Annotated in this window: 23 protein-coding genes; 10 read left to right on the top strand and 13 right to left on the bottom strand. The window is 70.3% G+C overall.

The genetic code is table 11. The features are described 5' to 3' along the window. Window positions 1-49: 49 nt before the first annotated feature. Entirely contained in the window at window positions 50-814 is a 765-nt protein-coding gene (locus EYW49_RS03375) for an ABC transporter ATP-binding protein (protein ID WP_131306131.1), read from the bottom strand. Window positions 815-954: 140 nt separating this feature from the next. Between EYW49_RS03375 and EYW49_RS03370 the strand changes: the two genes are divergently transcribed. Continuing rightward, the gene (locus EYW49_RS03370; RefSeq protein ID WP_131306127.1) at window positions 955-2292 is read left to right on the top strand and encodes an 8-oxoguanine deaminase; all 1338 of its coding nucleotides are present in this window, start codon (window positions 955-957) and stop codon (window positions 2290-2292) included. Window positions 2293-2492: 200 nt separating this feature from the next. After that, entirely contained in the window at window positions 2493-3290 is a 798-nt protein-coding gene (locus tag EYW49_RS03365) for a creatininase family protein (protein WP_131306124.1), read from the top strand. A gap of 11 nt (window positions 3291-3301) precedes the next feature. Here EYW49_RS03365 and EYW49_RS03360 read toward each other — a convergent pair whose 3' ends face one another. From EYW49_RS03360 to EYW49_RS03350, 3 genes are all read right to left on the bottom strand, one after another. After that, window positions 3302-3715 carry a DUF3293 domain-containing protein gene (locus EYW49_RS03360; protein ID WP_165498107.1) on the bottom strand — a complete coding sequence of 138 codons (414 nt, stop codon included), beginning with the start codon at window positions 3713-3715 and terminating at the stop codon, window positions 3302-3304. A 37-nt stretch (window positions 3716-3752) separates the two neighbouring features. Continuing rightward, window positions 3753-5339, bottom strand: a complete 1587-nt coding sequence (locus tag EYW49_RS03355; protein ID WP_131306117.1) for a glucan biosynthesis protein — start codon at window positions 5337-5339, stop codon at window positions 3753-3755. Window positions 5340-5459: 120 nt separating this feature from the next. Further along, on the bottom strand, window positions 5460-7727 hold the full coding sequence (locus tag EYW49_RS03350) for a heavy metal translocating P-type ATPase (protein WP_131306114.1): 2268 nt from the start codon (window positions 7725-7727) through the stop codon (window positions 5460-5462). Between the two features lie 183 nt (window positions 7728-7910). Here EYW49_RS03350 and EYW49_RS03345 point away from each other — a divergent pair, with 183 nt between their 5' ends. Further along, window positions 7911-8633: a GNAT family N-acetyltransferase gene (locus EYW49_RS03345; RefSeq protein ID WP_131306111.1), complete on the top strand. Its 723-nt coding sequence runs from the start codon at window positions 7911-7913 to the stop codon at window positions 8631-8633. A gap of 81 nt (window positions 8634-8714) precedes the next feature. On the opposite strand, the gene EYW49_RS03340 is transcribed toward EYW49_RS03345, so the two are convergent. The 3 genes from EYW49_RS03340 to EYW49_RS03330 form a co-directional block, all read right to left on the bottom strand. After that, on the bottom strand, window positions 8715-8915 hold the full coding sequence (locus EYW49_RS03340) for a hypothetical protein (protein ID WP_131306108.1): 201 nt from the start codon (window positions 8913-8915) through the stop codon (window positions 8715-8717). Window positions 8916-9301: 386 nt separating this feature from the next. After that, the gene (locus tag EYW49_RS03335; protein WP_131306105.1) at window positions 9302-10891 is read right to left on the bottom strand and encodes a TRAP transporter large permease; all 1590 of its coding nucleotides are present in this window, start codon (window positions 10889-10891) and stop codon (window positions 9302-9304) included. 4 nt (window positions 10892-10895) lie between these two features. Beyond that, window positions 10896-11441 carry a TRAP transporter small permease subunit gene (locus EYW49_RS03330; RefSeq protein ID WP_131306102.1) on the bottom strand — a complete coding sequence of 182 codons (546 nt, stop codon included), beginning with the start codon at window positions 11439-11441 and terminating at the stop codon, window positions 10896-10898. Between the two features lie 188 nt (window positions 11442-11629). Here EYW49_RS03330 and EYW49_RS03325 point away from each other — a divergent pair, with 188 nt between their 5' ends. Then, window positions 11630-12382, top strand: a complete 753-nt coding sequence (locus tag EYW49_RS03325; protein ID WP_131306099.1) for a gamma-glutamyl-gamma-aminobutyrate hydrolase family protein — start codon at window positions 11630-11632, stop codon at window positions 12380-12382. Window positions 12383-12384: 2 nt separating this feature from the next. Here the strand turns inward: EYW49_RS03325 and EYW49_RS23235 are convergent, their stop codons facing one another. The 3 genes from EYW49_RS23235 to EYW49_RS03310 form a co-directional block, all read right to left on the bottom strand. Beyond that, the gene (locus tag EYW49_RS23235; RefSeq protein ID WP_131306096.1) at window positions 12385-13521 is read right to left on the bottom strand and encodes a nickel/cobalt transporter; all 1137 of its coding nucleotides are present in this window, start codon (window positions 13519-13521) and stop codon (window positions 12385-12387) included. Beyond that, complete coding sequence (locus tag EYW49_RS03315) at window positions 13512-14183, bottom strand: DUF1007 family protein (protein ID WP_131306092.1); 672 nt, start codon at window positions 14181-14183, stop codon at window positions 13512-13514. Before EYW49_RS03315 ends, EYW49_RS23235 begins: the two co-directional genes overlap by 10 nt. Window positions 14184-14297: 114 nt before the next feature. Next, window positions 14298-15206 carry a LysR family transcriptional regulator gene (locus EYW49_RS03310; protein ID WP_131306090.1) on the bottom strand — a complete coding sequence of 303 codons (909 nt, stop codon included), beginning with the start codon at window positions 15204-15206 and terminating at the stop codon, window positions 14298-14300. A 726-nt stretch (window positions 15207-15932) separates the two neighbouring features. On the opposite strand from EYW49_RS03310, the gene EYW49_RS03305 reads away from it, so the two are divergent. From EYW49_RS03305 to EYW49_RS03280, 6 genes are all read left to right on the top strand, one after another. Continuing rightward, window positions 15933-17063, top strand: a complete 1131-nt coding sequence (locus EYW49_RS03305) for a type III PLP-dependent enzyme (RefSeq protein ID WP_131306087.1) — start codon at window positions 15933-15935, stop codon at window positions 17061-17063. Window positions 17064-17202: 139 nt separating this feature from the next. Then, window positions 17203-17766 (top strand): GNAT family N-acetyltransferase, encoded by a 564-nt coding sequence (locus EYW49_RS03300; RefSeq protein ID WP_131306084.1) that lies wholly within the window; start codon window positions 17203-17205, stop codon window positions 17764-17766. 98 nt (window positions 17767-17864) lie between these two features. Further along, the gene (locus EYW49_RS03295) at window positions 17865-18353 is read left to right on the top strand and encodes a hypothetical protein (protein WP_131306080.1); all 489 of its coding nucleotides are present in this window, start codon (window positions 17865-17867) and stop codon (window positions 18351-18353) included. Window positions 18354-18521: 168 nt separating this feature from the next. Further along, window positions 18522-19952 carry a homospermidine synthase gene (locus tag EYW49_RS03290; protein ID WP_131306076.1) on the top strand — a complete coding sequence of 477 codons (1431 nt, stop codon included), beginning with the start codon at window positions 18522-18524 and terminating at the stop codon, window positions 19950-19952. A 169-nt stretch (window positions 19953-20121) separates the two neighbouring features. After that, window positions 20122-21798 carry a methyl-accepting chemotaxis protein gene (locus EYW49_RS03285; protein WP_131306073.1) on the top strand — a complete coding sequence of 559 codons (1677 nt, stop codon included), beginning with the start codon at window positions 20122-20124 and terminating at the stop codon, window positions 21796-21798. Between the two features lie 55 nt (window positions 21799-21853). Beyond that, entirely contained in the window at window positions 21854-22417 is a 564-nt protein-coding gene (locus EYW49_RS03280) for a hypothetical protein (protein ID WP_131306070.1), read from the top strand. A gap of 28 nt (window positions 22418-22445) precedes the next feature. Here EYW49_RS03280 and EYW49_RS03275 read toward each other — a convergent pair whose 3' ends face one another. The 3 genes from EYW49_RS03275 to EYW49_RS03265 form a co-directional block, all read right to left on the bottom strand. Further along, complete coding sequence (locus EYW49_RS03275) at window positions 22446-23423, bottom strand: WD40 repeat domain-containing protein (RefSeq protein WP_131306067.1); 978 nt, start codon at window positions 23421-23423, stop codon at window positions 22446-22448. Window positions 23424-23427: 4 nt separating this feature from the next. Beyond that, on the bottom strand, window positions 23428-24396 hold the full coding sequence (locus EYW49_RS03270) for a CobW family GTP-binding protein (RefSeq protein ID WP_131306064.1): 969 nt from the start codon (window positions 24394-24396) through the stop codon (window positions 23428-23430). 95 nt (window positions 24397-24491) lie between these two features. Further along, window positions 24492-25430 (bottom strand): metal ABC transporter substrate-binding protein, encoded by a 939-nt coding sequence (locus tag EYW49_RS03265; protein ID WP_131306061.1) that lies wholly within the window; start codon window positions 25428-25430, stop codon window positions 24492-24494. Window positions 25431-25439: the final 9 nt, after the last annotated feature.

Genomic DNA, 25439 nt, shown 5'->3' with positions numbered 1-25439 from the left:
GAACACCTATCGTTTGCCCATTTCGATTTTACGACAGCCGACGAAGCAATCATAGGGACCGCCGCAACGCCGCCGAAACCATCGCGCAGCGTTCGGCGAAGTCGCGCGTCACCCGCGGATCGCCGTCGCCGGCGGCGGCACCGCACCCCGGCAGCTCGGCGACGATCCGCCCGGGCCCCGCCGCCATCACCAGGATACGGTCGGAGAGATGCACCGCCTCGGGCACCGAATGGGTCACGAACACCACCGAGAAGCCCTGGCGCCGCCGCAGCCGCAGCAGTTCCTCGTCGAGCGCGACGCGCGCGATCTCGTCGAGCGCCGCGAAGGGTTCGTCCATCAGCAGCAACTGCGGCCGAGTCACCAGGGCGCGGGCGATCGCCACCCGCATCCGCATGCCCCCCGACAGCTCGCGCGGAAACAGCCCGGCCGCCGCCTCGAGCCCGACCAGCGCCAGTGCCCGGCGCGCCCGCGCCTCGGTGTCGCCGTCGACCGTGCCGGAAAGCCGGAACGGCAGTGTCACGTTGTCGAGCGCCGTCGCCCAGGGCAACAGCGTCGGATCCTGGAACACCACCCCGAGCCCGTCGGTCGGCCGCAGCACGCGGCCCGCGTCGGCCGGCTCCAGCCCGGCGACGATCCTGAGCGTCGTCGACTTGCCGCAGCCCGAGGGGCCGAGCAGCGACACGATCTCGCCGCGCGCCACGGTGAGCGACAGCCGATCGAGCACCACCCGCCCGGCGAAGGACTTGGAGACCTCGGCGAGCGCCACCGCGATCCCCTCGGCGGGCGGTTCGGCGGCGACGGCGGACGGCGACACGGGTGGCACCTCGCGACAGGGGGCGGCGAAGGATCGACCCTAGCCGAGCGCGCGGCCGCCGTCGACGCCGCCGCGGGCGGGCGGGTGACGCTGCCGCCCGGCCCGTCTAGACTGGTGCCGACCCGAGGGAGGAGATCGTCATGCGCCTGTGGCTCAAGGATCCGCTCGCCGTGCTCGCCGACGAGGCCGCCCGCGGCGTGGTCGTCGAGGGCAGCCGCATCGTCGAATGTGTCGGCGCCGGCCGCGAACCGATGGCGCCGGTCGACGCGGTCTTCGACGCCACCCGCCACGTGCTGATTCCGGGCCTCGTCAACACCCATCACCACGTCTACCAGACCCTGACCCGGGCCCATCCGGGAGCGATCAACAAGGAACTGTTTCCCTGGCTCCGGGCGCTCTATCCGATCTGGACCAAGGGGCTGAACCCCGAGGCCTTCCGCCTCGCGGTCCGCCTCGCCGGCACCGAACTGCTGATGTCCGGCTGCACCACCGCCGCCGATCACCACTACATCTTCCCCGCCGGTCTCGAGGACGCCATCGACATCGAGGTCGACGAGGCCCGCGCCCTCGGCCTGCGCATGACCGTGTCGCGCGGCTCGATGAACCTGTCGGAAAAGGACGGCGGCTTGCCGCCCGACACCGCGGTCCAGGACGAGGACACCATCCTCGCGGACTGCGAACGGGTGATCGGCGCCTACCACGACCCCTCGCCGGGCGCGATGATCCGCATCGCGCTGGCGCCGTGCTCGCCCTTCTCGGTCACCCGCTCGCTGATGACCCAGACCGCCGCGCTCGCCGCCCGCCACGACTGCCGCCTCCACACCCATCTCGGCGAGACCGAGGACGAGAACGCCTTCTGCCTGGCGAAGTTCGAATGCCGGCCGGTCGACTATCTCGAAGAGGTCGGCTGGATGAGCGACCGCACCTGGCTCGCCCACGGCATCCATTTCGACGACGCCGAGGTCGCCCGCCTCGGCCGCCACGGCGTCGGCGTCTGCCATTGCCCGACCTCCAACGCCGTGCTCGCCTCCGGCCTGTGCCGCACCCGCGAGTTGGAGGCGGCCGGTGTGCCGGTCGGCCTCGGCGTCGACGGTTCGGCGTCGAACGACAATTCCAATCTCATGGAAGGGGTACGCCACGCCCTGATGCTCGGCCGCCTGCGCTACGACGCGACGCTGTCGCATCTCGACGTGCTGCGCTGGGCGACGCAAGGCTCGGCCCGCTGCCTCGGCCGCGACGACATCGGCCGCATCGCTCCCGGGCTCCAGGCCGATCTGGCACTGTTCACGCTCGACGAGTTGCGCTTCTCCGGGGCCGGCGATCCGCTGGCGGCGCTGGTCCTGTGCGGCGCCCATCGGGCGGATCGGGTGATGGTCGCGGGCACATGGAAGGTGATCGACGGCCTGCCGGTCGACGTCGACGTGGCGCGCCTGCGCCGCGAACATGGGGCGGCGGCGAAGAAGTTCTTGGCGCCGTAGGGTGGCTCCGTAGGGTGGATCGAGCGCAGCGAGTTCCACCGGCGGCGCCCGTGACCGACCACCGGCCTCCCCATCACGACCGCCCATGGTGCAAGTCGCTCCGCTCCATGCACCCTACGCCCGCACTCCACGACCGCTTCCGCCCCGTCGCGGCGCGGGTGTATGAAGACCCGATCGCCGGCCGCCACCGAGGACCCGCCATGCCCCGCCCCTACTGGTCCGACCTCGCCGCGCCCGACTTCGCGGCCCCCGATGTCGCCACCTGGATCGCCGTGTTGCCGGTCGCGGCGATCGAACAGCACGGGCCGCATCTGCCGCTCGGCACCGACACGATCATCGCCGACGGCCATGTCGCAGCCACCATCGCCCGCCTGCCCGCCGACCTGCCGGCGATCTTCCTACCGACCCAGGCCGTCGCCTGGTCGATCGAACACGACGCCACCCCCGGCACGCTGACCCTGCAATGGGACACCGTCACCCGCGTCTGGCTGGAGATCGGCGCCGCGGTCGCCCGCGCAGGTCTGCGCAAACTGGTGATCGTCAACGCCCACGGCGGCAATTCGCCGATCCTCGACGTGGTCACCCGCGAATTGCGCGTTCGCCACGATCTGTTGGCGGTCGCCACCTCGTGGTCGCGCTTCGGCCGGCCGGACGGTGTGTTCGAGGCCGACGAGCTCCGCCTCGGCATTCATGCCGGCGACGTCGAGACCTCGTTGCTGCTGGCGTTACGCCCGGATCTGGTGCGCGAAGTGGACCGCGCCGCCTTCCCGTCGCAGCAGGCGGCGTTCGAGCGCGACTTCGCCCGGTTGCGCGCCTATGGGCCGCACGCCTTCGGCTGGCGGATGGCCGATCTCAACCCGTCGGGCGCGGTCGGCGACGCCCGCGTCGCCTCCGCCGCCAAGGGACAGGCGGCGATCGATCACGCCGTCACCGGCTTCCTCGACCTGCTCGCCGACGTCCACCGCTTCGATCCCGACCGGTTGTGGACCGCCGGCTGACGGTGCCCGCGTCAGCGCAGCAGCACCAGCTCCGGCGCCGCTCCGACGGCGCACCACAGGATCGCGTCCTGGCCGAACCGAGCCGCGATGTCGATCGCCGCGGCGCGGCCGATGTCGAAGATCAGCCGCCCCAGTTCCTCCGGCCACACCCCGTTCGGATCGACGCCGGCGGTGACGAGGCTTTCGAGACCGAGGTCGGCGATCGCCGCGCCGAGCGCCGCTTCCGCCGCCGTATTGGCCGACGGGTCGGCGCGCCGGCCGCGCGGATTGTGCGCGGTGATCAGCGCCGCCGAACGCGCACCGGCGGCGGCGAGCAGCCGCTCGAGCCCGGCGTGGCACTCACTGCAGACGACCGTGAAGGCCCCCTCCGGCGCTTCGATGCGGTAGCGCGCGCCGCCGTAAGCCGCGATCAGCTCGGCGGCCACGGCGCTTTCCGCCGGATCGACGCCCATGACGGTCGGCTCAGTAGGTCTTCTGCGGGTGCAGTTTGAACAGCCAAGTTTCGGTCAGGGCCGTCTCGCCGTCGCGCAGGAACACCCGCAGGTCGATCGGATCGGCGCCCTCCGACTTGATGTCGAACTGCAGCCGCCAGGCGTTGTTCCACGAGGTGGTCTCGCAGAAGATCGACGAGATCTCGCCGCGCGAGGTCGAGATCACCGCCTCGGGCTTGCGGTCCTTCGGGAAGGCCTCGAGCGGGCCGCCGGCGAACTCGATCGAGAAGCGCTTGATCTCGGGCGGGTTGGCGCGGGTATAGGGGAAGCCGCCGCGTCCGATGCGTGTGGCGATCGGCCGCGCCAGATTGGTCGGCGGATTGGGCTCGTCGGCGTTCCAGTGCATCCGGTAGCGGAATTCGAGCGCTTGGCCCGCCTTGATCGGATCGCGCGGCACCCAGAAACAGCCGAGATTGTCGAAGTCCTCGTGATCGGTCGGGAACTCGACCAGATGCACCGAGCCGCCGCCCCAGCCGCCGATCGGTTCGATCCACAGGCTCGGCCGCCGCTCGTAGTTGAGATAGCGATCGAGATAGGTCTTGGGGTCGCGGTTGCGCTGCATCAGCCCGAAGCCGCGCGGATTCTCGTCGACGAAGGTCGAGGTCGACGGCCCCGGCGGATTGACGATCGGCCGCCAGATGCGTTCGCCGGCACCTGTCCAGATCGCCAGGCCATCGGAATCGTGAGCGCCGCGGCGCCACTCGAGCTGATAGCTGCGGTCGTATTCGGAGAACCAGTACATCGAGGTCATCGGCGCAATGCCGAGTTTGACGATGTCCTTGCGCGGGAACAGGTTGGCCTCGACGTCGACGATCACGCCGTCGGTGCGGCGGATGGTGAACTTGTAGGCGCCGGTGATCGACGGACCGTCGAGCAGGGCATAGACCACCACCGGCTGCTTCTCGGCGCTGGCCGGCTGCAGGTAGAACTCGGTGAAGTCCGGGAACTCCTCGGGCAGCGGGCTGGCGGTATCGATCGCCACGCCGCGCGCCGACAGGCCGTATTCGTTGAGCGAGCCGATCGCCCGGAAATAGGAGGCGCCGAGGAAGGCGACCCAGTCCTGGGTCTTCCAATCCGGCCGGCTCTTCGATTCGCGGATCTGGAAGCCGGCGAAGCCGGTGTCCTCCGGCAGCTTGGCCGCCGGGCTGTCGTCCGGCATGTCGAAGTATTCCGGCTCGTAGAGCACCTCGGCCGCCTTGTCGCCGTCGACCGCGTGCATCTTCACGGTCTTGGCGAAATACTTGCCGACCGGGAAGAAGGTGATCGGGTAGACCCCCTTGTCGTCGCCGAACAGCGCCCGATCCGGCCGGAACTTGATCTTGCCGTGTTGGGTGTAGTCGATCGCCGCGACGATCTCCGGGGCCGGCCGCTTGGGCGGCAGATAGGCCTTGGTCGCGGCCTCGCGCGCCCGCTGCACCAGATTGCCGAAGGCGAAGGCGCGGGCGGGGCCGAACTTGAGAGCGGCGGCGGCGGCCGGGCCGGTCACACCGAGCAGGCCGGCGACGGCGGTCGCGAAAGAGGCGGAGAGGAGGTCTCGACGCGAGAGCTGCGACGTCATGGAGGGTCCTTCAGGAAGGGCCGACGAGAGGGCACGCCGCCCGGGGACGGCCGTTCGAGCGGCGACGAGATGGTTCTAGGACACCGCGGATGCGACCGCAATCGGGCGGATGGTGGGCAATCACACGGATCTGATGGTCGCTGCCGTGGTCTTCGGCCGCCATCGGGTCAAGGTCAGAGCATTGGCCACCACCGACACCGAGCTCGCCGCCATCGCCGCACCGGCGAGCGCCGGCGTCAGGTGGCCGGCGGCGGCCAGCGGCACGCCGACGACATTGTAGAAGAACGCCCAGAACAGGTTCTGGCGGATCTTCGACCAGGTCGCCCGCGCGATCTCCAGCGCCGCCGGCACCAGCCGCGGATCCGGCCGCATCAGGGTGATGCCGGCGCTCTCCATCGCCACGTCGGCGCCCGAGCCCATGGCGATGCCGACGTCGGCCGAGGCCAGCGCCGGCGCATCGTTGACCCCGTCGCCGACCATCGCCACGATCAGCCCGGTCGAGCGCAGCCGGCCGATCTCGGCGAGCTTGTCCTGGGGCGAAACTTCGGCCGCGAAGGCATCGAGGCCGAGTGCCGTCGCCACCGCTTCCGCCGCCCGACGGTTGTCGCCGGTGAGCAGACGCGTGGCGACCGACGCGGCGTGCAGACGCGCCACCGCGTCCGCCGCCTCCGGCCGAATCGCATCGGCGAGCGCCACCAGCCCCAGCGCCTCGCGGTCGCGGGCGACCGCCACCACGGTGCGCCCGGCCGCCGCCAATCGCGCCCGTTCGGTCTCGAACAGCCGCAGATCGACCCCGAGATCGGCCATCATCGCCGGATTGCCGACGGCGATGGTTCGTCCCCCGACCGTGCCGACGACACCGCGCCCGACCACCGCGCGGAACTCCGAAACCGGCGCGATCGTCACACCCCGTGCGGTGGCGGCGGCAGCGAAGGCGCGGGCCAGCGGATGTTCGCTCGAACTCTGGACCGAGGCGGCCAGTCGGATGGTCTCGTCGCCGTCGACGCCGAGGGTGAACACGTCGGTGATCGCCGGCCGCCCTTCGGTCAGGGTGCCGGTCTTGTCGAACACCACGCAGTCGACCCGGTGGGCCCGTTCCAAGGCCTCGATGTCGCGGATCAGGATGCCGGCCTTGGCCGCAGCGCCCGTGCCGGCGACCAGCGCGGTCGGCGTGGCGAGGCCGAGCGCGCAGGGACAGGCGATCACCAAGACCGCCACCGTCGGCACCAGCGCCGCCTCGAAATCGGCCCCGGCCAGCCACCAGCCGGCGAAGGTCGCCGCGGCGATCGCCACGATCACCGGCACGAACACCGCCGCGACCTTGTCGACCAGCCGCTGGACCGGCGCCTTGGCGATCTGCGCCTGTTCGACCAGATGGCCGATGCGGGCGATGGTGGTGTCCTCACCGACCGCCCGGACCTCGACGGTCAGCGTGCCGACACCGTTGATCGTTCCGGCGATCACCGCCGCGCCGACGCTCTTTTCGACCGGTACGCTCTCGCCGGTGACCAGGCTCTCGTCGACCTCGCTCGCCCCCTCGATCACTCGCCCGTCGGCGGCCACCCGTTCACCGGGGCGAATCAGAATGCGGTCGCCGCGGCGCAGCGCGTCGATCGCCACGGTCTCGGCGCCGCTCCCGCCGAGTCGCGTCGCGGTGTCGGGCCGCAGAGCCATCAGCTTGGTCACCGCCGCGGAGGCCGAGCGCTTGGCCCGCGCCTCCAGCGCCTTGCCGAGCAGGATCAGGGTCAGGACCGTCGCCGACGCCTCGAAATAGAGATGCCCATGGGATTGATCGCCGCGCTGGACGACCTGAGCCACCGAGAAGCCCCAGGCGGCCGACGTCCCGAGCGCCACCAGGACGTCCATGTTGGCGGCCCCGCCGGCGAGCGATCGCCAGGCGCCGCGATAGAACCGCGCCCCGGCGACGATCTGCACCGCCGTGGCGAGCCCGAGTTGCCACCACGGCGTCAGCCATTCGGCGTGGCCGCCGGTCAGCATCGGCACCATCGCCGCCAGGAACGGCAAGGTCGCGATCAGCGAGAAGACGAACAGGGCGAGTGTACGGCGTTCTTCGGCCGCCCGCTCGGTCGCCGCCCGCGCCAGCGCCGCGCGCCGCGCCACCACCGCCCGGTCGCGCGGCCGCGCCCCGAAGCCGGCCCGCTCGATCGCCGCGACGATCGTTTCCGTGGGAACCCCCGGCGCGTCGATCTCCGCGGTCTCCAGCGCCAGATTGACCGTCGCTCGCTCGACCCCGGAGACCCGGCCGACCACCTTCTCGATGCGTGCGGCGCAGGCCGCACAGGTCATGCCGGTGACGTCGAACAGCGCGGGTTCGTCGATCACGGCGGGATCGGCGACGGCGGTGGCGGGGGGGGCGGGGATGGTCATGGCGCCACTGTGCCGCGTCGCGCCCGGCGGGTCGAGGGGGTCGCGGGTCGCAGTCGCGTGATCACCCCCCGACGGAGGTCGTGTCGGTAACAGTCCGCATGCCCGTTGATCTCCCCGCCGTCGCGGGCCAAGGTCGGAGATCGAACGAACAGTGAAACGATCAGTCAGAAGGGACTCCCCGCCATGCCGGGACACAACGACGAGCGGCCGGTCGGCCCCTTGGTGGAAGGCTGGAGCGAACGCGCCCGCCCGGTCCGCGGCACCATCGCCGGCAACTGGGGCCGCCTCGAGCCCCTCGACGCGGCCCGCCACGGCCACGACCTGTTCACCGCCGTCGACGGCCACGACTCGGTCTGGACCTATCTCGGCTACGGTCCCTTCGAGAACGAGAGCGCGTTCCTGTCCTGGCTCACCGGCCGCGAAGCGCTGACCGATCCGCTCTATTATTCGGTGATCGACACCGCCTCGGGCCGCGCCGTCGGCGTGTTGACGCTGATGGAGACCCGCCCCGCCTTCGGCGTGGTCGAGATCGGCCACATCTTCTTCGCGCCGGTGCTCCAGCGCACCCGCGCCGCCACCGAGGCGATCTTCCTGGCGATGCGCCACGTCTTCGACGACCTCGGCTATCGCCGCTTCGAATGGAAGTGCGACGCCCTCAACGCCCCGTCGCGGGCCGCGGCGATCCGCTTCGGCTTCACCTTCGAGGGCATCTTCCGCCAGCACGTGGTGGTCAAGGGCCGCAACCGCGACACCGCCTGGTACGCCATCACCGACAAGGACTGGCCGGCGGTGCGCGCCGGTTTCCAGGCCTGGCTGCGGCCGGAGAACTTCGACGCGGTCGGCCATCAGAAGGCGGCGCTCGGCGATCTGCGACCGAAGTCGAAGACAAAGCTCGGCGCCCACTGAGGCGCCCACGAAGCCGCAACGAGATCACGCTCGGGCCCGCCATTGCGGGCCCGAAGTCGTTTCGGACGTCGGGGGAATCGTTCAGACCGGCAGGGCCGGCGTGCCCAGGCGGCCGTCGGGGGGAACCGTCAGGCCGCCGTTGCGCTCCGCCGGCAGGGCCTCGGGCGCCGCCGGGCGCGGCGCTTCGATCACCTCGCCGGCCACCCGCAGCGGATGGACCGGCGGCAGCGCCGCCACCACCAGAGCCGCAGCGGCGAACAGCAGGCCGTAAGGAGCGATCATCGGTCTTCCCCCCGGGGAGGCGGCCGCGATCTGACGTCGAGGTCCGCCGAGCGGATCTGCATCCGCGAATGGAATGGATCGAACCGCCGCGACCCTCACGTGCAGAGAGCGCCGCCGCGCCGTCACGAACCCGCCTCTCGGCGCGCTACGATGTCCGGGCGACGACTAAAAACCCTGTCGAATCCGTTGGCAAGCACCCCGCCGACCGTCTTTCGTCTAGGCCGGGGCAGAACGCGGAATGCATGCGCGATGCATGTGATGACGAACCGATCACGCCGCCGATCGAACCGATCGGTCGATCCCCGCTCGCGCACGAGCTGCCGCCACGGCAACGGCGACGCCCACCGCTACGGGTCCCGGCGCCCCGGAGGGCGCCGAACGGAGGGTCACTGCCCGCCGTAGATCAGGTGCGGCAGCCACGTCGCCAGATGCGGCCACTGCCACAGCACCCACAACATCGCCAGCTGGATGCACACGAAGGGGATGATGCCGATATAGATGTCGATGGTCTTGACCTCTTTCGGCGCCACGCCGCGCAGATAGAACAGCGCCACGCCGAACGGCGGATGCATGAACGAGGTCTGGAGGTTGACGCCCATCAGCACGCCGAGCCACACCGGGCTCATCCCCGAACCGTCGGGCATCGGCATCTTGAGCAGCACCGGCGCGGCGATCGGCACGACGATGTAGCAGATCTCGATGTAGTCGACGAAGAAGCCGAGCACGAACATCGCCACCATCACCACCGCGGTGGCGCCGAGCGCCCCGCCCGGCAGCGACGTCAGATAGCTCGACACCAAGTCTTCGCCGCCGAGCCCGCGGAACACCAGCGAGAAGAACGCGGCGCCGATGACGATCGCGAACACCATCGCGGTGATCTCGGTCGTCGCCCGCATCACCGGGACCAGCACGCCCTTCTTCCAGGTCTCCCAACTGGCGATGGCGATCGACACGATCAGCACCGCCACCAACAGCCCGGCACCGATCATCGCCACCGTCTGGCGGGTGGCGACCACGCTGCGCCCGAGCCTCATGTCGACGGTCGAGGCCAGCACCACCAGCCCGGCCAGCGCCGCCCAGCCGACGACGAAGATCCACGCCTTCTTCGGCGACTGACGCTGACCGGCGAGCAGCACCGTGCCGACCGCGCCGACCGACGCCGCTTCCGACGGCGTGGCGATGCCGGCGAGGATCGAGCCGAGCACGCACAGGATCAGGGCGATCGGCGGCACCAGAGCGCTCATCACCTCGCCGAAGGTCACCCGGCCGAGCTCTTCCGGCGCCGCCGGCGAGCTCTTCGGATCGAAGATCGCCACCAGCACCTGATAGAGGATGTAGAGCCCGGACAACACCAGCCCGGGGATCAGCGCCCCGGCGAACAGGTCGGGCACCGACACCGTGTCGGGGGCGAAGTTGCCGAGGTCGGTCTGGGCCTTCTGATAGGCGTTGCCGAGCACGTCGCCGAGCACCACCAGCACGATCGCCGGCGGCAGGATCTGCCCGAGCGTCCCGGCCGCGGCGATCGATCCGGCGGCCAGCCGCGGGCTGTAGCCCCAGCGCAGCATCGCCGGCAGGGCGAGCAGGCCCATCATCACCACGGTGGCGCCGACCATGCCGGTCGAGGCGGCGAGCAGCGCGCCGACGATGGTCACCGAATAGCCGAGCCCACCGCGCAGCCGGCCGAACAGCCGCCCCATGGTCTCGATCAGCAGGATCGCCACCTTCGACTTCTCGAGCATCACGCCCTTGAACACGAACAGCGGGATGGCGATCAGGATGGTGTTGGTCATCACCCCGAAGATCCGCTGCGGGATCGCCGCCAGGAAGGTCGGATTGAACAGGTCGAGCGACCAGCCGAGCGCCGCGAAGGCCACCGCCGTGCCGGCCAGGGTGAAGGCCACCGGATAGCCGGCGAGGATCAGGAGACAGGCGACGACGAACATCAGGACGTCGAGGAGATGAGCCAATCCGGTCATGATCTCAATGCCCCACGCGCAAGGTGGGGACAGCGTCGTCCTCAGCGGGCGGCACCCGCCCGGTCAGAACCCCGATCGATCGGATCACCGCCGACAGGCCCTGCAGCGCCAGCAGCACGGCGAAGATCAGGATCTCGGCCTTGAGCAGGTAGAGCAGCGGAATGCCGCTGGTCTCGCGCGAGCCTTCGCGGATCGCGAAAGACCGGGCCACGTAGGGGAACGACTCGTAGAGGATCAGGCCGGTGACCGGCCACAGGAACACCAGCGTGCCGAGGAGATTGACGATCGCCCGGCCGCGCGGGCTCGCCTCCCGGTACCAGATGTCGACCCGGACGTGGCCGTCGGTCAGCAGCGCCGAGGCCGCCCCGAGCATGAACAGCGAGGCGAAAACATAGGTGATCGATTCCTGGATCCACACCGAACCGATGCCGAACACGTAACGGGTGATCACCATCGTGAACTGCAGGACGCCCATCACGATGGTGCCCCAGGCGATGGTGCGCCCGATCCATCGGTTCAGCCCGTCGATACCGTCGGCCAGTCCATACATCGCGTCCGCCCGCACTGCCGTTGCCCCGAAAGGCCCTTTCATAGACGGGCCACGGCGGTGGGTCGAGCACGCAAGATGCCTGAGATCCGCCCTGCGCGCGCAGCTATCGTCAATCGTCGTCGATCGTGGCATATCTGCCGATCGGCCGACCCCGTGCCGGCACCGACATCGAACGCCTGCGAGGTTCCATGGCTCCCCGTCCGCTCGTCCTCCTCACCTGCGACCAGCGCACCGTCGACGGCACCACGTGGCACGCCACGCCCGCCACTTACGTCGAGGCGATCGTCTACGGCGCCGATGCCGTGCCGATCCTGCTGCCGGCGATGGGCGGCGCGATCGACGTCGACACCGTCCTCGACCGGGTCGACGGCGTGCTCCTGACCGGCGCCCGCTCCAACGTCCACCCGATGTTCTACGGCGAAGACCCGACCCCCGAACACGAGCCCTTCGACGCCGCCCGCGACGCCACGACGCTGCCGCTGATCCGCCGAGCGATCGAGCGCGGCATCCCGCTGCTCGCCATCTGCCGCGGCTTCCAAGAACTCAACGTCGCGCTCGGCGGCTCGCTCCATGCCGAGATCCAGACCTTCGAGGGCCGCATGGATCATCGCGCCCCGGCCGCGCCCACCGACGACCAGCGTTACGGCATCCGTCATCCGGTCCATCTGGTCGACGACGGCTGCCTCGGGCGGATCGTCGAGGCCGACGAGATCACCGTCAATTCGCTCCACCATCAGGGTCTGGCGACGCTGGCGCCCGGCCTGGTGGTCGAGGCGACCGCCCCCGACGGCACCGTCGAGGCGGTGCGGGTCGAAGCCGCCGCCGCCTTCGCGGTCGGCGTGCAGTGGCATCCGGAATATTGGGTGCGTTCGGACAAGCCCTCGGGGAAGATCTTCGCCGCCTTCGGCGCGGCCGTGGCGGCCCACGCCGCCGCCCGCTGAGATCAGCCGCCGCCGCTGCCGCCCCACAGGGCGGCGCCGGCCAGCAGCACCCCCATCGCCAGGACCACCAGTGCGCCGCCGATCTCGGCCGCCCGCAGCACCCGGCGCTCCCACGGGCCCTCGTCGCCGGCCCAGCGCAGGGCGACGCCGCGCGCCAGCACCGCCAGCGAGGCGAGTGCCGCCACCGTCGCGCCGGTGCCCAGCGCCATCGCCAGCACCGCCAGGATGCCGGCGCCGATCAGCCCTTGGGCGAAGGCGAAGACCAGCACGATCAGCGCGCCGGTGCAGGGCCGGATGCCGACCGCCGCCACCGCTGCGAGCGCCCGCCGCCAATCGAAGGGACCACCGAGCATCGCCGGATCCGGCGCATGGAGGACGCCACAGTCGCAAGGATCGGCGACGATCCGCCGCGACGACCCCGAAACCGCGGCCGTCGCCGCCACCGGCGCGCCGATCCGCAACTCCCGCGCCAGCCCGTCGCGGCGCGCCGCCGGCGGCACCCCGATCCGCATCTCGGCGACCGCGACGTCGGGCTCGGCGGCGACCGCCACCGGCCGCGCCACCAGGGGCCGCACGATCTTCTGCCAGGTCAGCCACAGGCCGAGCGCCAGGATCGCCGCGGCGCTGGTCCGCTCCAGCGCCAAGGTCGCGTCGGTCATCTGCAGCGCCGTGGTGTGCAGCACGCCCACCGCGACGCCGACGAAGAGAATCGCCACCGCGCCCTGGACGAAGGCCGAGACGAAGGCGAGAGCGATGCCGCGCCGCAGCGTCTCGCCGTCGGCGAGCACATAAGAGGTGATCACCGCCTTGCCGTGGCCCGGTCCGGCGGCATGGAACACCCCATAGGCGAAGGACAGCGCCACCAGCCACCAGCCGGCGTGGGGATCGGCGCGCATCGCCCTGAGCCCCGCCGTCAGACCGCGGTAGAAGGTGCTCTGCTGCGCCGCCACCCAACCGAAGATCCCGCCGGCCGCGACGCCGCCGCCGGCCTCCGGCGCCGCCACGCCGAACGGCCCGGCCTGCGCCGCCGCCGGCTCGCAGGCGGCCGACAGCATCGCCCCGGCGATCAGCGCCGTCACCAGCACCGGCACGGCGATCCGCAGCCCGCGGCCGAATCGGGTCGGGGTACTCACGGGCATCGCACCGTCACCCGATTGGCGAGCTCGGCGGTCAGCGCCTTGAGCGAGGCCGGCAACTCCCGTTCGGTCGCCGGGATCTGGCCGAGGATCGCCGCGGTCGCCGCATCCGGATCGCCCTTGCGCTTGACCTCCATCTTGCAGGCGGCCGGCGCACCGATCAGCCGGGCCGGTTCCTGCTCGACCAACTGGTAGTCGACGAAATAGGACGGGTCGTAGACGTCGATGGTCACGCCCTCGGGGCTCGGCTTGACCGGCTGCATCAGATTGAGCGTGTAGAACAGGGTCAGGTAGCCGTCGTTCATCTGCAGCCAATATTCCGTCGGGATCTTGAACCCGACACGTCGCCCACCCGAGCGCAGGGTGGTGAAATAGTCGTAGTCCTTGAGGGAATCGATGTTGACCTTGGCCAGCGGCTTCAGCTCCTCGATCGTCAGGATGCCGTCGCCGTCGGTATCGAGGCCCTGGGTGGCGAAGGCCGAGAAGGCGTCGTCGAAGCGCCACACCTGGCGCAGTGCGACGATGCGGCCCTCGCCGTCGAACACCGCCTCGACCCGGGCATCGACGAAGACGTGCGGATGCGCCGCCGCCGGTCCGACGAAGGCCGCCGCCACCAGCCCGGCGAGACCGACGAGGCGGGCGAAGGGCGCGAAGAACGAGATCATGGAAGCCTCGGGTGGTGTCCGGTCGCAGCGGCGACGCGGGAGAAGCGTCGGGCGGCGGCGGCCATCACGGCCGCCGATCGTGGCGGAAACAAGGGCGCGCCGACCCTCGGGCGATCACGTCGTCGGATCGATCTTGCGCCGCCGTTCGAACCAGGCGACCAGGAAATCGACGAAGGCCCGCACCTTGCCCGACAGATGCCGGCGGTGCGGATAGACCGCGTTGATCGCCAGGGTCTTCGGCTCGTAGGCCTCGAGCAGCAGTTCGAGCCGCCCCTCCTCGACCGCCCGGCGCACCGCGAACCACGGGATCCGCGCCACCCCCAGGCCGGCCTCGGCGGCGACCGCGGTGACCAGCGGGCTGTTGGCGTTCATCCGCGCGGTGACCGCGACCACCACCCGTTCATTGTCCACCAGGAATGGCCAGTGGCTCCAGTTGCGGGCGTTGGTGTCGACGATCGCCGGCAGGCCGGCGAGATCGGTCGGCACCGCCGGCCGGCCGTGGCGGGCGATCCAGTCGGGCGAGGCGCAGCACACCACCCGGAAGGTCGACAGGCGTCGGGCGATCAGACTCGAATCGAGCGGTTCGGAGACTCGGATCGCCACGTCGAAACCTTCTTCGACCAGATCGACGAATCGGTCGTCGAGGCGCAGGTCGATGGTGATGTCGGGATGGGTCACCAGGAACTCGGTCACCGCCCGGCCGAGGTCGGCGTCGCCGAGCGACCGCGGTCCCGACACCCGGAGGTGCCCGCGCGGTTCGCCGTGGCTGTCGCTGACCGAGGCCGCCAGCTCCTCGAGACGCTGCAGGATCTCCACCGCCTCGCGGTGATAGGCCTGACCGACCTCGGTCATCGACAATTGCCGGGTGGTGCGGTTGAGCAGCCGCACCCCGAGCTCGTCCTCGAGGTCGCGCACGTATTTGGAGAGGAGCGCCTTCGACTTGCCCGCCTTGCGCGCCGCCGCCGAGAAGCCGCCGGCCTCCACCACCTGAATCAAGGCCTGCATCCGCGTGAACGTGTCCATGGCGCACTCCCGCTGACCACCTCCGCCATCCCTACCAGATCGATCGGCCGAACTCACTCGATTCGGCGCTGCAAAACGTTGGAGAATCCCTGTCTCGGCGGGGGGTTAGAGAGAAATGTCGCACCCCCGCGATTTCCTCTTGTGTCGGGGGGGGTGTGGGACTAAATAACCCCTCGCCCAAATTCGCACGTGCCTGTGGCCGCGTGCCGGTCGTTGATGTTCCAGGGACAAGAGGCCCGGACCATCAGCGGGGCAACCGGCAGCCGGAGTTAACCGGCGCACCCTGTGTCTCACACGGGGGACGTGGCTTGAAGCAACGACGTAGAGGGCTTTTTTGGTCTCTGCCGGCTCTCCAAAGGCCGGGGTTACTGAAGAGGCAACTACTTCCTTGCCGGCGTGCGGACGGGGCTCTCCCATCCAAGCCATGGCAGCAAATCCGGTCTTCCCGACGATAGGCGTCGTCTGGGGATCGGAGGGGTCCGCGCCCCTTGATTGCGCGGGTTCGGGTCGGCTTCGCCGCCGGCTCATCGGGTGCTCGTCGCCATCGTACGACCGTCTCCAAAGCGGTCCGCACGATGAAGTCGAACCCCCCGAACACTTTCGCGCAGCGGTTGGATCCGCGGCGCGGAGGAAACGCCCGAAGGAGGCCGTCTCGACGGCCCGACGCGGGGATGACCGAACGCCGGCCCGTCTGCCGGCACGCTCTGCCCGGGGGGAGACCCGACCATGACCGACCGCATCCGTGAGTTCCTGCGTACCCGACGTCCCGATGGTCCCTGCCTGGTGGTCGACCTCGACGTGGTCCGCGACAAGTTCCTGTCCTTCGCCAAGGCGATGCCCGACACCCGCGTGTTCTACGCGGTGAAGGCCAACCCGGCGCCGGAAGTGCTCGCCCTGCTCGCCGAACTCGGCTCCTGCTTCGACACCGCTTCGGTGGCCGAAGTCCGGATGGCGCTCGCCGCCGGCGCGACCCCGGACCGCATCTCCTTCGGCAACACCATCAAGAAGGAGCGCGACATCGCCACCGCCTTCGAGCTCGGCGTGCGCCTCTATGCCGTCGACTGCGAAGCCGAGGTCGAGAAGATCGCCCGCGTGGCGCCGGGCGCCCGCGTGTTCTGCCGCATCCTGTCGGACGGCGCCGGCGCCGAATGGCCGCTCAGCCGCAAGTTCGGCTGCGAGCCGGCGATGGCGCCGCGCATCCTCGAACATGCCCATCGTCTCGGCCTCGAGGCCTATGGCGTGTCCTTCCACGTCGGCTCCCAGCAGCGCAACACCGGCGCCTGGGACGCCGCGGTGGCCTCGGCCGCCGGGATCTTCCGCGAGATGAGCGATCGCGGCATCACGCTGAAGATGGTCAACCTCGGCGGCGGCTTCCCGACCCGCTATCTCAAGAACGTGCCGGCGGTCCAGGCCTACGCCCAGGCGATCTCCGACGCGATCCTGACCCACTTCGGCAATCAGGTGCCCGAGACGATCATCGAGCCCGGCCGCGGCATGGTCGGCTCGGCCGGCATCATCAAGGCGGAAGTCGTGCTCGTCTCCAAGAAGAGCGACACCGACGACGTCCGCTGGGTCTATCTCGACATCGGCAAGTTCGGTGGTCTCGCCGAGACCATGGACGAGGCGATCCGCTACCCGATCCGAACCGAGCGGGACGGCGACGAGATGACACCCTGCGTGCTCGCCGGCCCGACCTGTGATTCGGCGGACGTGATGTACGAAAAGGACCCCTACTTCCTGCCCGTCTCCCTTGAGATCGGCGACGAGGTCCTGATCGAAGGCACCGGCGCCTACACCACCACCTATTCGGCGGTGGCCTTCAACGGCTTCGAGCCCTTGAAGAGCTACGTGATCTGATCGCTCGATCGGTCACTCTCCGGCTCGGGAGCCTCGCGCGCCCCGAGCCGTGATCCCCACCTCCGCTCCCGACCGGCCGGCTGGCGACAGCCCGGTACGAGGGTCGTCGTCCCCTTCGGCACCCCGAGGACCGCGACCGATGACGTCGTTTCGCCCGCATCTGACCGCTCTCGCCCCCGCCGCCTTTCGCATCCGCGACGAACGTTCGTTCGACGTCGCGCCGCGCGAGGCGCTGCTCGACACCGCCTTCGGCGCCGGCCGTTTCGCCAAGACCTGCGAGCGCCTGCGCGAAGGCCGCCGCCCGGCCGAGGGTCTCGCCCTCGTCGCCGAGGACCGCGCCGGCCGCCTGATCGGCACCGTGCGCCTGTGGCACGTCGAGGCGGGCGAGGCGGGGCCGAGCCTGATGCTCGGGCCGATCGCCGTCGCCGCCGCCGCCCGCTCCCTCGGCCTCGGCGGGGCGTTGATGCGCGCCGCCATCGCCCGCGCCGGCCGTCTCGGCCATCGCTCGATCCTGCTGGTCGGCGACGCCGCCTGGTACGCCCGCTTCGGCTTCGCGCCCGACCTCACCCTCGGCCTCGACCTGCCGGGCCCGGTCGAACGGGCCCGCTTCCTCGGCCTCGAACTGGTCGAGGGCGCCCTCGCCGAAGCGAGGGGCCTCGTCGTCGCCACCGGCCGACCGCTCGCCGCGGTCCGCGCCGCCTGATCCCCGCCCGGCTGGCCGAGATCTTGCTCGGCCGGCGCGAATCCTCGCGACCGCGGTCGCGGGGTCCCGCGCTCGACCGCCGTCCGAGGAGCCTCGCCGTGTCCGATTCCGAAACGCTCGATCCCGTCGACCGCCACGCCGCCGCGCTCGCGGCGCTCGAAGGGGCGCGTGCCGCCCGCACCGATCCGGTCGCCGCAGAAGCGGCGGTGGCCGCGGCGCTGGCCCTGGCGCCCGACTCCTGGGAGGTGCGGACCGGCGCCTACAAGTTCTATTTCTACGACCACCGCCTCGCCGAGGCGGTCCCCCACGCCGCCTTCTGCATCGCCGCGGCGGCCCGCGCCCTCGGTCTCGACGAGGATTGGCGCCGGATCGCGCCTCGTTCCGCCGCCTTCGACGGCTTCGACGCCGAGCCGCGGCGCCTGCTCCACGCGCTGGTCGCCTGGGGCTATTGCCGGATCCGCACCGGCGACTTCGAGGGCGGCGCCGCGGCGCTGGCCAAGGTCGCCGAACTCGATCCTGCCGACCGCCTCGGCGCGGCGCGGCTGATCGCCGTGGTCGAGCGCGGCGGCCGCGAAGACCCCGATTGACCGCCGGCGCCGGTCCCGCGGCGTCGATCTCCGCCGCGGATGACGGTTTTCCGACAGGAATAGCCGTTGACCCCGGGGCGCCCGCTCTGTTCTGTGAGATCCGACGCGCCGACCGGCGCTCCCCCCTTCCCTCGGGCCCGCGCCCGCCGCTTTCAGGAGACCACCCGCATGACGACTTGGCCGATCTACGGCGAGATCACCGGCCCCATCGTGATGATCGGCTTCGGCTCGATCGGCCGGGGCACCCTGCCCCTGATCGAACGTCATTTCGTCTTCGACCGAACGCGCCTGACGGTGATCGATCCCTCCGACGCCGACCGCCGGCTGGTCGACGAGCGCAGCTACAGCTTCATCCAGGAGGCGGTGACCCGCGACAACTACCGCGACCTGCTCGGGCCCCTGCTCGCCGCCGGCGGCGGCCGGCCCTTCATCGTCAACCTGTCGGTCGACACCTCGTCGCTCGATCTGATGAAATATGCCCGCGAGATCGGCGCGCTCTACATCGACACCGTGGTCGAGCCCTGGCTCGGCTTCTATTTCGACACTGCCAAGAAGACCGCCGAGCGCTCCAACTACGCCCTGCGCGAGACGGTGCGCGCCGAGAAGGCCGCCAACCCCGGCGGCTCGACCGCGGTCTCGTGCTGCGGCGCCAACCCCGGCATGGTCTCGTGGTTCGTCAAGGCGGCGCTGCTGAACCTCGCCCGCGACACCGGTGCCGCCGTCGACAAGCCGACCACCCGCGAGGGCTGGGCGAAACTGATGCAGCGCCTCGGCGTCAAGGGCGTGCACATCGCCGAACGCGACACCCAGCGCGCCCGCACCCCGAAGCCGCGCGGCGTCTTCGTCAACACTTGGTCGGTCGAAGGCTTCGTCTCGGAAGGTCTGCAGCCGGCCGAGCTCGGCTGGGGCACCCACGAGACCTGGATGCCGCAGAACGGCCATCGCCACGAGGCCGGCTGCCGCGCCGCGATCTACCTGTTGCAGCCCGGGGCCAATACCCGCGTGCGCTCCTGGTGCCCGACCCCCGGCCCCCAGTACGGCTTCCTGGTGACCCACAACGAGTCGATCTCGATCGCCGACTACTACACGGTCGGCGAGCCGGCCACGCCGGAGTTCCGCCCGACCTGTCACTACGCCTATCATCCCGCCGACGACGCGGTGCTGTCGCTGCACGAGATGTTCGGCGCCGCCGGCGTCAAGCAGCCCGAGAACCACATCCTCGACGAGCACGAGATCGTCGACGGCATCGACGAGCTCGGCGTGCTGCTCTACGGCCACGCCCGCAACGCCTATTGGTTCGGCTCGCAGCTGTCGATCGAAGAGACCCGGGCGCTCGCCCCCTACCAGAACGCCACCGGCCTCCAGGTCTCCTCCGCCGTGCTGGCCGGCATGGTCTGGGCGCTGGAAAATCCGGAGGCCGGCATCGTCGAGGCCGACGAGATGGACCACGAGCGCTGCCTCGCGGTGCAATCACCCTACCTCGGCCCGGTCGCGGGCTACTACACCGACTGGACGCCGCTGCACGGCCGTCCGGGCCTGTTCCCCGAGGACATCGACCCGGCCGAGCCCTGGGCCTTCCGCAACGTCCTGGTGCGCTGAAGCGTCGCAGATCCGTGACGATCGCAGGGGACCGCGGTGAAAACTGCGGTCCCCTCGACATTTTTGCCCATCATTTCGGCAATCGTCGCGAATCTCATATGCGCCTTCAACGATTTCTTCATCGTGATGATCGCACCTTCGACGGCAAAACACTCGAAGGAAGATCCCCATGAAATCGTGGTCCCTGTCCGGCAAGCTGACGGCTCTGTTCGTCGCGACCATCGTCGCCGCCGTGGTGCTCGGCGCCTTCGCCGAATGGGCGGGATCCGCTCAGCGCCGGCTCGACGCCACGATGCGCGACACCTCGCGCGGTCAGGCCACCGTCGAGAAGCTCAACGGTCTGGTCTACGCCGTGGTGATGGACAGCCGCGGCATCTACATGTCCGACGAAAAGGACATCCTGAAGAAATACGCCGCGGCGATGTCCGGCTCGCTCGACCGAATGGTCGCCACCGTCGCCGAATGGGAGAAGAACCTGACGCCCGGCCTCGAGGCCGACTTCCGCACCCTGAAGGACCGGGTCGCCCAGTTCCGCGAGTTCCGCCAGGAGACCGCCCGGCGCGGCATCGAGATCGGCCATCAGGCGGCCCGCGAACACGGCGACAACGATGCCAATCGCGCGGTGCGCACCGCGCTGAACAAGGACCTCGAGACCCTCGCCGGTCGTCTCGCCACCCAGGCCGCCGCCACGTCGTCCGAACTCGACCGGCTCGCCGACACCAGTCGGACCGCCACCGTGGTGCTGATCGCCCTGGCGATGGCCGCGGGGCTGTTCGGCATCTGGATCGCCCGGGCCCAGATCACCCGGCCGATCGGCCGCCTGATCGAGGTGATGATGGAAATCGCCGCCGGCCGCACCACCGTGGTCGTGCCCTGCCGCGACCGTGGCGACGAGATCGGCCGCATCGCCGGCGCGGTCGAGACCTTCCGCGACGCGGTCGCCCGCTCCGACGCGATGAAGGCTGAGATCTCCGACGAGAGCCGTACCCGCGCCGATCGCCAGAACCGGATCGAACAGGCCGTCACCGCCTTCGACGCCGAGATCAAGAGCCTGGTCGCGGCGCTGGCCGGCGCCGCTTCGACCCTGTCGGGCGCCGCCCACGAGCAGATCCGCGCCGCCGACGACGCCTCGACCCGCACCCGCCGGGTCGCCGGCGCCTCCGATCGCGCCACCGGAAACGTCCAGACCGTCGCCGCCGCCGCCGAACAGCTGTCGGTGTCGGTCGCCGAGATCAATTCGCGCGTCGCCGAGGCCGCACGCACCGCCCAGGGCGCGGTCACCACCGCCGAGACCTCGTCGGCCGCCGTCCAGGGTCTGTCGAGTTCGGCGCAGCGCATCGGCGACGTCGTCGGTCTGATCCGCTCGATCGCCGAACAGACCAACCTCCTCGCCCTCAATGCCACCATCGAGGCGGCCCGCGCCGGCGACGCCGGCCGCGGCTTCGCGGTCGTGGCCACCGAGGTCAAGGCCCTGGCCGAGCAGACCGCCAAGGCCACCGAGGAGATCGCCCGCCAGATCGTCGACATGCAGTCGACCGCCCGCGCCTCGGTCGACGCCATCGAAGCGATCCGCGGCACCATCCGCAGCATCGACGGCATCACCATGACGGTCGCCGCCGCGGTGGAGGAACAGGGCGCCTCGACCACCGAGATCGCCCGCAACGTCGCCCACGCCGCGCGCGCCACGGCCGAGGTCGACGCCAACATCCGTGAGGTCGACGAGGTCGTCGCCGGAACCCTCCACAGCGCCGAAGGCCTGGTCGGCCTCGCCGAGAACCTGACCCACCGCACCGGCGAATTGTCCCTGCGGGTCGAGACCTTCATCGGCGCGCTGCGCGCCGCGTGAACGGAATCGATAGAAACATCGGGCAGGATCCGACCGGGAACGATCGGAGGGGACGATGCGGAACATGATCGGTTACGTCGGGGCGGCGGTCGCCTGCGCCCTGCTCGCCACGGTCCTGATCTCATGGAACATCGGTGACGCCTTCGTCGTCCGCGCCCTGACCTTCCCCGACGCGGTCGGGGCGGTGCTGCCCGATCTGGCGATCCAGGGACGCCGCTTCGCGCGCCTGCAGAGCGGGGCGGGTCCCTTCACCGCCATCCCGCTGATCGCCCTCGGCGCCTGTCTGTTCCATCTGGTGATGAACCTCGGCGCGCTGATCCTCTATCGCGCCGCCGACCATGCCTGGCATGCCGAACCGCTGTGGGAGACCGGCAAGCCGGCGTGGTGCGCCGCGATCTTCGCGGTGATGACCTCGGCGACCTTTCTGGTTCTGGAACTGGCCGGCGGTCCCTTCGTCTATCTCCATCTCGATCCGCTCGGGATCGCCGTCTGCGCCGCCTTCGGCGGCTTCGCCTTCGGCCTCGTCCAGCCGAAGAACCTGCGCCGCGCCTGGACCCCGCCGGCCGCCGCCACCAACGTGGTGACGGTGCGCAAGGCCAACCGCGCCCTGACCCGCTGACCCGCGCGCGTCCGGCCTGCACCGATCCTCAGGCGCGGATGTCGATCACCCCGGCGGCGCCGTTCTCGCAGCCGTAGGCCAGCCGCACGCCGGCGCGATCCCAGGCCAGGGCCGAGACCGGCGACCCTTGGGAGGCCAGCAGCAGCGCCTCGGCGGAATCGCCGAACCGCACGCCGAGGATCATCCCGTCGTCCCAGCCGATCGCCACCACGTCCTCGCTCGGATGGCAGGCGACCCGGCTGACCAGCTGTTCGCGCACCGAGAGCTGCAACGGCGCCTTGCCCATCGGTCCGTCCTTGGACAGGAACGGCCACAGGATCGCCGCGTTGGCCCCGGCGGTCGCCAGGAACCGGCCCTTGGCCGACCACGACACCGATTTGACCTTGGCCGGATAGCCGGTCATCCGCATGTTCTTGGCATCGTCGATGCGCCAGCCGTGCAGCGCCGGCTCCTGCATGGTGGTCACCAGGAAGCGCCCGTCGGGCGAGATCACCACGCCGGTGTGGGCGCCCTTCCACGGCAGATCGACCGGCGTGCCCTTGGCGGTGATCCAGTGCAGCCGCGCCATGTCGGTGGTGGCGGTGGCGAGCCGCAGGCCCTTGGGCAGGAAGGCGACGCCGCCGACCGCCTTGTCGTGGGGAAACTCGACGATCGTGCCGTCGGCGAGCCGCACCCAGGCGGTGCGCCCGGCGGCGCAGGCGATCGCCCCCTGCGGCCCGACCGCGAGCTGGTCGAGCCATTTGCCGGGCTTCTCGAACAGCAGCGTCGAGGCGCCCTCGGCACCGGTCGCCATCACCCGCCCGTCGTCGCCGCCGGTGAGCAAGGCCTTGCCGTCGGCGCTCGCCACCGCCGCCAGGATGCCGCCGTCGTGGACCACCGAGCGATCGGCGCGGATACCCTCGCGCCGTTCGATCGTGCCGTCGCCGCAGGCGAACAGCGCCGCCTCACCGACGAAGGCGGTGGCGACGACGTAGGACTCGAGAGACCAGGAATCGACCGTCGCCATCATCTCACGCCTTGCAGGAGTCGAAGCCGGCGGCGATCGCCGCGAAGTCGAGATCGCGACCGATGAACACCAGCCGCGTCTCGCGCGTCTCACCGACCTTCCAGGGCCGCTGGTGATCGCCCTCGACGATCATGTGGACGCCTTGGACGACGTAGCGCTCGGGATCCTTCTCGAAGGCGATGATGCCCTTCAGGCGGCGGATCTTCGGTCCCTGCTCCTGGGTCGCCCGGTTGATCCAGTCGAAGAAGGCATCGGGCTTCATGTCGCCGGCGCGGAGCGAGATCGACTTCACGTCCTCGTCGTGGTGGGTGTGGGTCGCCTCCAGGAAGTCCGGCTCGACGGTCAGGATGCGGCCGAGATCGAAGGCGCCGCGGTCGAGGATCTCGCCGAGGTCGACGTCGCAGCGCTCGGTCTCGATCACCCGGGCGTAAGGATTGATCGCCCGGATCTCGGCGCGCACTGCGGCGAGCTGGGCCGCGTCGACCAGATCGACCTTGTTGAGCAGGACCACGTCGGCGAAGGCGATCTGGTCCTCGGCTTCCGGGCTGTCCTCGATGCGGGCGAGGAGGTTCAGGGCATCGACCACGGTGACGATCGCGTCGAGGCGGGTCTTGGCGCGCACGTCGTCGTCCATGAAGAAGGTCTGGGCGACCGGCGCCGGATCGGCGAGGCCGGTGGTCTCGATCAGCACCCCGTCGAAGCGCCCCTTGCGCTTCATCAGACCTTCGAGGATGCGGATCAGATCGCCGCGCACGGTGCAGCAGATGCAGCCGTTGTTCATCTCGAAGATCTCTTCGTCGGTGTCGACGACCAGGTCGTTGTCGATGCCGATCTCGCCGAACTCGTTGACGATCACCGCATATTTCTTGCCGTGATCCTCGGTGAGGATCCGGTTGAGGAGCGTCGTCTTGCCGGCACCGAGATAGCCGGTGAGCACCGTCACGGGGATCGGTGCGGGAGCGGACGTGGTCATCACGGAGATCCTTTCGATGGAAGACGACGAAGCCACGGCCGGGTCGATCCCGGTCGCGGCCTCGTCGGAAGCCTCGGTGTTTCGGACGGACCGGCTCAGCTGCCGATCATCGCCCGGGTCAGAAGCCGAACGTTGTGGCGGACCATATCGACATAGGTGGGGGCCGGTCCACCCTTCGGCGAGAGGGCGTCGGCGAAGAGTTCACCGCCCGGGGTCACGCCGGTCTCCTTGGCGATGCGGTCGATCAGCCGCCGGTCGGACATGTTCTCGATGAACACCGCGGTGATCTTCTCCGCCTTGATCTGGCGGATCAGTTTGCCGATCGCCTTGGCGTTGGCCTCCGCCTCGGTCGACACGCCCTGCGGCGCCAGGAACTCGATGCCGTAGGCCACCGCGAAATAGCCGAAGGCGTCGTGCGAGGTGATCACCCGGCGCTTGGGCTGCGGCACCGCCGCCACCGCGGCGCGCACCTCGCCCTCGAGAGCGGAGAGTTCGGCGAGATAGGCCTCGGCATTGGCGGCATAGATCGCCCGGCCGTCCGGATCGGCGGCGGTGAGCGCGTCGCGGATGTTGGCGGCGTAGATCCGGGCATTGGCCACCGCCTGCCAGGCATGGGGGTCGGTGACGATCGGCTTCTTGCCGGCGACCGGCTTGGCGTCCTCGTCCTCCATCTCGCGCGGCGCGATGCCCCGGGTCGCCGCGACGATCGTCGCCTTGGTCGCCGAGGCGCGGCTCAGCCGCTCGATCCAGCCCTCGAAGCCGAGGCCGTTGATCACCACCAGCTTCGCCGCCTGCACCGCGCGGGCGTCGGCCGGGGTCGGCTCGTAGACATGGGCGTCGCCGTTGGGCCCGACCAGGGTGGTCAGCGCGACGCGGTCGCCACCGATCCGGGTGACGAAATCGCCGAGAATCGAGAAGCTGGCGACCACCGGCAGCTTGGCGTCCTCGGCGCGCGCCGACGGCACCGCGGCGAGGGACAGGAGGGCGAGGCCCGCGAGGGCGGCGGAAACGAGGCGACGTGAGACCTGCGTCATGGGGCGAAC

The organism is Siculibacillus lacustris, assembly GCF_004328075.1.
GTDB classification, from domain to species: domain Bacteria; phylum Pseudomonadota; class Alphaproteobacteria; order Rhizobiales; family Ancalomicrobiaceae; genus Siculibacillus; species Siculibacillus lacustris.
The sequence above is the reverse complement of the archived record's forward strand: the minus strand, read 5'-3'. Positions and strand labels throughout refer to the sequence as shown.

Coding starts and splice junctions, on each gene's coding strand:
- EYW49_RS03370 (WP_131306127.1), top strand. CDS start 955: ATGCGCCTGTGGCTCAAGGATCCGCTCGCCGTGCTCGCCGACGAGGCC.
- EYW49_RS03365 (WP_131306124.1), top strand. CDS start 2,493: ATGCCCCGCCCCTACTGGTCCGACCTCGCCGCGCCCGACTTCGCGGCC.
- EYW49_RS03355 (WP_131306117.1), bottom strand. CDS start 5,339: ATGACGTCGCAGCTCTCGCGTCGAGACCTCCTCTCCGCCTCTTTCGCG.
- EYW49_RS03350 (WP_131306114.1), bottom strand. CDS start 7,727: ATGACCATCCCCGCCCCCCCCGCCACCGCCGTCGCCGATCCCGCCGTG.
- EYW49_RS03345 (WP_131306111.1), top strand. CDS start 7,911: ATGCCGGGACACAACGACGAGCGGCCGGTCGGCCCCTTGGTGGAAGGC.
- EYW49_RS03340 (WP_131306108.1), bottom strand. CDS start 8,915: ATGATCGCTCCTTACGGCCTGCTGTTCGCCGCTGCGGCTCTGGTGGTG.
- EYW49_RS03335 (WP_131306105.1), bottom strand. CDS start 10,891: ATGACCGGATTGGCTCATCTCCTCGACGTCCTGATGTTCGTCGTCGCC.
- EYW49_RS03330 (WP_131306102.1), bottom strand. CDS start 11,441: ATGTATGGACTGGCCGACGGTATCGACGGGCTGAACCGATGGATCGGG.
- EYW49_RS03325 (WP_131306099.1), top strand. CDS start 11,630: ATGGCTCCCCGTCCGCTCGTCCTCCTCACCTGCGACCAGCGCACCGTC.
- EYW49_RS23235 (WP_131306096.1), bottom strand. CDS start 13,521: ATGCCCGTGAGTACCCCGACCCGATTCGGCCGCGGGCTGCGGATCGCC.
- EYW49_RS03315 (WP_131306092.1), bottom strand. CDS start 14,183: ATGATCTCGTTCTTCGCGCCCTTCGCCCGCCTCGTCGGTCTCGCCGGG.
- EYW49_RS03310 (WP_131306090.1), bottom strand. CDS start 15,206: ATGGACACGTTCACGCGGATGCAGGCCTTGATTCAGGTGGTGGAGGCC.
- EYW49_RS03305 (WP_131306087.1), top strand. CDS start 15,933: ATGACCGACCGCATCCGTGAGTTCCTGCGTACCCGACGTCCCGATGGT.
- EYW49_RS03300 (WP_131306084.1), top strand. CDS start 17,203: ATGACGTCGTTTCGCCCGCATCTGACCGCTCTCGCCCCCGCCGCCTTT.
- EYW49_RS03290 (WP_131306076.1), top strand. CDS start 18,522: ATGACGACTTGGCCGATCTACGGCGAGATCACCGGCCCCATCGTGATG.
- EYW49_RS03285 (WP_131306073.1), top strand. CDS start 20,122: ATGAAATCGTGGTCCCTGTCCGGCAAGCTGACGGCTCTGTTCGTCGCG.
- EYW49_RS03280 (WP_131306070.1), top strand. CDS start 21,854: ATGCGGAACATGATCGGTTACGTCGGGGCGGCGGTCGCCTGCGCCCTG.
- EYW49_RS03275 (WP_131306067.1), bottom strand. CDS start 23,423: ATGGCGACGGTCGATTCCTGGTCTCTCGAGTCCTACGTCGTCGCCACC.
- EYW49_RS03270 (WP_131306064.1), bottom strand. CDS start 24,396: ATGACCACGTCCGCTCCCGCACCGATCCCCGTGACGGTGCTCACCGGC.
- EYW49_RS03265 (WP_131306061.1), bottom strand. CDS start 25,430: ATGACGCAGGTCTCACGTCGCCTCGTTTCCGCCGCCCTCGCGGGCCTC.